Source organism: Aeromonas sp. Y318-3, assembly GCF_027706185.1.
Taxonomy (GTDB): domain Bacteria; phylum Pseudomonadota; class Gammaproteobacteria; order Enterobacterales; family Aeromonadaceae; genus Aeromonas; species Aeromonas veronii.
In genome coordinates, this window is record NZ_JAPDCN010000028.1 from 22,717 (window position 1) to 28,853 (window position 6,137).

Sequence of the window (6,137 nt, forward strand, 5' to 3'; positions counted from 1 at the left end):
TCGTACACAGAGCAAAAATACAGAGACAAAAAAAGAGAGGCCTTGGCCTCTCTTCTGGTTTTATCGGTATGCGGGATTAAGCGCTGCGTGTCGCCAGATTGATAAAAATCTGGGCTCCGACCAGCAGGCAGTCGTCATCGAGGTAGTAGGGGTTGGCATGCAGGTAGTTGCAGATCCCTTTGGCCTGACAGCCGCTGCCGAGGAAGAACATGGCCCCCTTGCGGCCACGGCAGGCGTTGACCATATAGCTGAAATCTTCGCTGCCGGTCATCGGCTGACCCTGAGCGTTGATCCCCTCAGAGGGCAATACATCGGCGGCAGCTTGCAGCAGACGGGCGCAGGCATCGGCGTGGTTCTCAACCGCCGGATACCCGGCATAGACCATCTTGGTCTTGAAGCCGCGCAGTTCGCTCTGGGCCACGATCTCCTTGAAGCTGTTCTTCAGGATCTGGTCGGTCTCGGCATCCATGGCACGGATGGTGCCGCGCGCCTGCACATGGTCGGCGATGGCGTTGGGGATGGTGCCGCCGTTGATCATGCCGCAGCCAAATACCGCCGGGCTGAACGGGCTGGTGCGCTTGGCGACGATGTAGTCCATGTCCTCGATGATCCGCACCGCTTCGCGGATGGCATCCAGCCCCTTGTGGGGGGTGGATCCGTGGGCGGAGATACCGTGCACATCCAGCGTCCAGGCTGAGCCCCAGGAGGACATGACACCGTGGTTGAACTTGATGGTGCCGGTTTCCATGGCGCCGTCGTTATGGAGGGCATAGACCTCGTCCACCCCCTTCATGCAGCCCAGCTCCACCATCTTCTCGGCGCCCGGCACCCGCATATCCTCTTCCGCCATCTGGAAGATAAAGCGGACGTTGTACTGCAGGCGATCGCGGTTGGCGGCCAGAAACTTGGCTGCGGTCAGAGCGATCGCCATATGGGAGTCGTGACCGCAGTTGTGAGCCATTCCCTCATGGGTTGACTTGAACGCAACGTCGCTCATGTCGTGCATCTCGAGGCCATCCATGTCGGCCCGGAAGGCGATGGTCGGCAGCACAGGATCAACCACCAGATCGCCGTGAAAACCGGTGAAGCCCGGGTAGTCGGTGAGGCGGTAGCCAAAGCCTGCCATCAGCTCGCGGCAGTAGGCTGAGGTCTTGAACTCGACGCCGGAGGCCTCCGGAATGGTGTGCAGATGGTGGCGCACTTCCTGACTGAAGTCGCGCAGGGCCAGCAGGGCCGGTTCAATGTGAATGTTGTTCATCAGATGATCCCTTGAATGGAGAAGCCGAGTTGGGCCACCAGCGAGGCGCCGAAGAAGCAGCAGGTGGAGACGATCATGAAGATCAGGATCACTTTCCAGGACATCTTCTTCAGCTCTTCCAGCTGACCGCCCACCGAGAGACCGGCAAAAGCCAGCAGCGGTACGCAGCAGGAGAGGAAGGAGATCTTGGCAACTGCGTCGATAAAGAGACCGCGCACCGGGGTCTCCGGCAGGCAGATGAGAATGCCGATGATGGTGGCATAGGCAAACGCCGGCAGGGAGGAGGGCAGATAGCGCTTGGCAATCAGCGAAGCGAACACCACCAGCGACATGGCGATGAAGCTGTCACCCATCAGCCAGAGCGGGGTGCCGGTGGTCAGGGTCTGGGTGAACATGGCCAGCAGGATCGCCAGAAAGACGAACCGCATATCCATTACGATGCTTTTCATGCTTTCTCTCCTTTGGCAGTCAGGGCATAGATTTTTTCAGCGAGCGGCAGACCCAGATAGGTGAGGGAGAGAGCGCCGAGGGCAGATGAGAGCAGGTTCGAGGCTGCCGCGATACTCAGCACCTGCTGAGCCAGCGCTTCGTCGAGACCGTTGATCAGGGCGCCGGAAGCGGCACTCAGCATGGAGCCAGAGCCCACACCGGAGCCGGCAGCCAGTGCCAGCGGGTGCAGACCGGTGAGCGGGGCGATGCTGCCCAGCACGCTGAACCAGAGGGTGCCGATGACGGAGCCGCACAGGTAGATGGCCAGCACGCCGATGTACTCCTGGGAGCCGGTGCCGAACTTGCCCTGAATGACCGCAACGGACGGCTCACGGCTGATGGAGGAGCAGGCCCCGATGGCACGGCGGCCAAAGCCGAACTTCACCGCCAGCGGAATGGCGATCAGGATCGGCAGCAGATTGCCAATCTCCTGCAGGAACAGCGGCACGCCGACGCTCAGGATCATCTTCAGGTTGGGGATGATCATCCCCGCATACTGGGTGCCCAGGATCAGCAGGCTGAAGCCCACCATCTTGCCGCAGAAGCCCTCTTCTTTTTCGGTGAAGAGCTGCTTCCAGCCGGGGATGCGATCCTTGACCGGTTTGGCGGAGACAATCATGCCGATGATGACGGCAAAGAGCATCGGCAGGATCGGAATGATGGCGATGCCGATCTTGATCTCCTGCTTGCCTATCAGGTACTGGGCCACAAAGATCAGCATGGCGGTTGCCAATATGCTGACCGTGACCGTCTTGAGGGGGCTGGTTTGCTGCATAGTCTTTTCTCTTGTTATTCCCATGTGTGGCCATCGTCAGGATTGTCCAGACCGATGATGGGGGCATCATAGGGAGCTAAGAGGGGCAGGTATGTGACCTTCATCAAGCTGGCCATATGGCATTTTTTCATGGGGTATGCCCTTTAACCCTCTGGATACCAAGGGTTAAAGGCCGTTAACAGAACGTCAGCATTGGCAGGACAAGATAAGCAAACAGGAGGGAAATGGTGACACCGCCCCGCAGGGCGGTGACGCGGATCAGACGGGCGTTTTGAGCCGTGCACTGCGCAGCAGCAGGGGAAGCTGGTAGAGCACCAGAGCGCCGAGCACCAGTCCGGCACCGGCCAGTTTGGCGCCGCCGAGGGGTTCGCTATAGAAGAGGGTGCTCAGCAGCAGAGTCCAGACCGGTTCCAGCAGCATCATCAGGGCGGCATGGGCGGTGGTCATCTTGCTCAACGCATGGGTGAGCAGCCAGTAGCGCAGGGTGGTGGCGATCAAGACGCTCGCCGCAAACCAGCCCCAGATGCCGTTGCTGACTCCAGCCTCGGGCCACTGTTCGGTCAGCAGGGAGAGCAGGGTGCCGAGCAGGCCGGTCATCGCCAGCTGGATGCAGGTGAGCCAGGTGGGGGCAATGGATTGGGCGAAGTGGCGATGGACGGCAAGCTGGATACCGAGGGTGGTGGCCGCCGCCAGAAACCAGAACAGCGAGAGCGACACACCCCAGTGGGTACTGCTGGAGAGCAGCAGCAAACCGGCGATGGCGATGGGCAGGGTGAGCCAGTAGTGGCGGCCGGGCTTGGCCCGAAATGCTCCCCATGCGGCCAGCGGGGCCATCAGGGTAGCGACGCTCATGATAAAGGCGCCGCTGCCCAGCGCATCGCTCTGGCTGATGGCGGTGACCCACAGCAGCAGGCTGGCACCGAGCAATGTGCCGCAACCGGCAGCGCGCACCAGTTGGGCGCGAGTCGGCGGCGGTTCACGCAACCAGGCCAAGGGGAGCAACAGCAGCGCGGCCAGCAGAAAGCGGCTGCCGATAAAGGCGGCAGGGGGCAGTTCGCTGATCGCCTCTTTCGAGAAGAGCCAGCCAGCGGCGGCCAGCAGGGTGACCAGTACCATCAGCAGCAGGGGAGTGCGGTTCATCGGGGTCGTCATGGTGAAATGGAGGGGAGAGCATAAAGGAAAGGCGCCAGGTATTGCTACCTGGCGCCTTTCGCATCTGCCTTGAACCGCCGTCGCGGCTCGCGGCCAGCAATCAGTTCATGCCGTATTATCACACTATCTGTCTAATGCTGTTTGATGTCGCCCCCAAGTGTAGTCTATCTATCTGATTTTTATCTTTAAAATTACCTTTCTTGTCTAAAGCCATCTTAGGATATATAAGACAAGTGTGGGTTCAAATGTGGGTTCAAAATGGCAATCTCAGATTCAAAACTCAAAGCAATGCTGCGTGGTCACGATGATGATACACCCAGAAAGGTTGCAGACAGAGATGGGCTATCTGTTCTGTGGAGGAATAGCGGAAAAGTCAGCTTTGTGTACCGCTATCGAATTTTAGGCAAGGCAAAAAATCTGACTCTGGGATCCTATACCGGCCAAGAGGGGGGGCTGTCGCTTTCCGAGGCAAGGAAAAAGGCGGCGCAATGTCGAGCTTGGTTGGAAGAGGGCAATGATCCCGCCTTGATGACTAGGATCGGGAAAGATGAAAGGCTTAAGCCTGTCACGGTTAAAGATGCACTCGAGTATTGGCTCTGCCATCACGCCGATAAGAAAAGGTCGAACAGTGAGAAGCATCGCCAGCAATTTGCTAAGTGGGTCTATCCCCGTATCGGAGATCTTCCTTTGTCAGATTGTGATACTCGTCACTGGTTGAGCGTCTTTGACGAATACTCGAAGGTAGCACCTGTGGCTAGTGGGTATTGTTTCCAAAACTGTAAGCATGCTCTGAAGTTTTGCCGTGTCAGACAGTTTGCAGTGAGTAATGCATTGGATGACTTGACCGTCGCTGATGTTGGGCAAAAAGCAAGTAAGCGAGATAGGGTTCTGACGCTAGAAGAACTGCGAACACTATGGGATTGGGCTGAGAAGCTAGGTCCATATTGCTACTACGGAAATTTGGCCAAGATTCTATTGTCGTTCGGTGCAAGAACTCAAGAAGCTCGGCTATCAGCACCCGAAGAATGGAATCTAGCCGAAGGTACATGGACAGTACCTGCGTCTAACTCAAAAACAGGTAATAAAATCGTGAGACCAATACCTGATTTTATTCGGCCGACGATAGACGCCTTGCTGAAAGCCGCCGCCGCACAGTCATCCCCATACTTGCTAGGGGAACTCAAGCGACCAGAAGCGGTAAGTCAGTGGGGAAGGGGGATTTGGAAGCGGCTCGGGCATAGCGCCCCTTGGACATGGCACGATCTGCGAAGGAGCTTGGCGACCCGCCTAAACGAGGCTGGGATTGCCCCTCATGTCGTGGAACAAATTTTAGGCCATGCTCTACCTGGTGTAATGGCTCACTATGTTCATACGGTTCGGTTACCGGAACAAAAAATGGCGCTGGAGTTGTGGGGAGGGATTTTAAACCCATCAGAACAACCGCCAGACAATATTGTGCATCTACAAGTGGGGTAGGGGAGCACAGCACTTTCTTCAGTGATTTGTAGACTGTGCCTATGGAGGGTACACCGGGTTTACCCTCCATGTATTTTTACCCAGCCTGTACAGCTAGTGCCATCTTGTTGTCTGCTCCGTTATGCTACGCAGCCACCTGATGAGCACAAAGCTGATGCGGCGCCTTCCCTGGCCATTAGCCTTGCCTGTCAGGTGGTCTGCTGCCGGTGATCCTGATAGACCCTTTGCCACTTGGCATACTCGCCCTTATCGCCTCTGGCATGTCAGAAAGCACAGATTCGAGCAATACTTCGCTCAAGCCATGAAAGTATAACGCAAAAAGTTGCGAATTTTGTTTTTTTAGCTGGCGTGAGTAATCCACGGCTCAATTTTGTGGATTTATCTTAATCCTTAGGCTGTTGCGAAAATTTATATTTAGATCTATTCCTTACTGGCTTGTGTTGCGATCCCTTGCCAAAAGAACGTGCTTTTTTACCATTTGAACGGGTTGTGTCTACATGGGCTAAAATATCCTGCCTAAATAGAGCCTCTAACTCTTCATATAAAGCATGGCAACTATTGTCACCATCCATTAAATTAAACTCATACCTATCTCCAGGATAAGCAAAAACATCCCCTTTACCGTCCTTTATGATAGTGCTTTTCCAGAGTTGCCCCATCGTCTCTCTTATGTCAAGTTTATGCTCCCAGCCTCGACCTAAAAACAAAAAAACATGCATGTAGTATCCTCTGATAGAGCAATAGTCCAACTTCCAAATATATCCATCCACATGCCTAAATAATGGGTTTCTCGAGCAGTTTATAAAGAGCTTGCGCCGCCCATCGACTAACTCTTCTAGCTTGTATTTGAAGCCTTCGGTTTGGGAAGACATTTTCAATGGATCTTTATCCAAGTCTTTTTTTTCAGACGGTGTAGCTACATTACTAGACTCGATATGGATGTCATCATCTTCAGCATACATATTCTCTATCTCTGGTTTGAAACCC

The 6,137-nt window shown here is 55.4% G+C and carries 5 protein-coding genes and 1 pseudogene; 1 reads left to right on the forward strand and 5 read right to left on the reverse strand.

The annotated features are described in order from the left end of the window. Nucleotides 1-76: 76 nt before the first annotated feature. The 4 genes from OKB77_RS22950 to OKB77_RS22965 form a co-directional block, all read right to left on the reverse strand. Nucleotides 77-1,258, reverse strand: coding sequence for a M20 metallopeptidase family protein (locus tag OKB77_RS22950; RefSeq protein ID WP_005341171.1), 1,182 nt, complete (start codon nt 1,256-1,258; stop codon nt 77-79). Beyond that, entirely contained in the window at nt 1,258-1,707 is a 450-nt protein-coding gene (locus tag OKB77_RS22955; protein ID WP_033114935.1) for a hypothetical protein, read from the reverse strand. Before OKB77_RS22955 ends, OKB77_RS22950 begins: the two co-directional genes overlap by 1 nt. After that, nucleotides 1,704-2,522, reverse strand: coding sequence for a DUF3100 domain-containing protein (locus tag OKB77_RS22960; RefSeq protein WP_005339140.1), 819 nt, complete (start codon nt 2,520-2,522; stop codon nt 1,704-1,706). The genes OKB77_RS22955 and OKB77_RS22960 overlap by 4 nt, the downstream gene beginning before the upstream one ends. Before the next feature lie 258 nt (nt 2,523-2,780). Then, complete coding sequence (locus tag OKB77_RS22965) at nt 2,781-3,662, reverse strand: DMT family transporter (RefSeq protein ID WP_265776325.1); 882 nt, start codon at nt 3,660-3,662, stop codon at nt 2,781-2,783. Between the two features lie 270 nt (nt 3,663-3,932). On the opposite strand from OKB77_RS22965, the gene OKB77_RS22970 reads away from it, so the two are divergent. Beyond that, the gene (locus tag OKB77_RS22970; protein WP_077098358.1) at nt 3,933-5,150 is read left to right on the forward strand and encodes a tyrosine-type recombinase/integrase; all 1,218 of its coding nucleotides are present in this window, start codon (nt 3,933-3,935) and stop codon (nt 5,148-5,150) included. A gap of 383 nt (nt 5,151-5,533) precedes the next feature. Here the strand turns inward: OKB77_RS22970 and OKB77_RS22975 are convergent. Continuing rightward, nucleotides 5,534-6,137, reverse strand: a pseudogene (locus OKB77_RS22975) (hypothetical protein); the annotation flags it as partial.

What these genes read in the sequence shown, in the direction of transcription:
- OKB77_RS22950 (WP_005341171.1), bottom strand. Translation starts at nt 1,258, where the DNA reads ATGAACAACATTCACATTGAACCGGCCCTGCTGGCCCTGCGCGACTTC.
- OKB77_RS22955 (WP_033114935.1), bottom strand. Translation starts at nt 1,707, where the DNA reads ATGAAAAGCATCGTAATGGATATGCGGTTCGTCTTTCTGGCGATCCTG.
- OKB77_RS22960 (WP_005339140.1), bottom strand. Translation starts at nt 2,522, where the DNA reads ATGCAGCAAACCAGCCCCCTCAAGACGGTCACGGTCAGCATATTGGCA.
- OKB77_RS22965 (WP_265776325.1), bottom strand. Translation starts at nt 3,662, where the DNA reads ATGAACCGCACTCCCCTGCTGCTGATGGTACTGGTCACCCTGCTGGCC.
- OKB77_RS22970 (WP_077098358.1), top strand. Translation starts at nt 3,933, where the DNA reads ATGGCAATCTCAGATTCAAAACTCAAAGCAATGCTGCGTGGTCACGAT.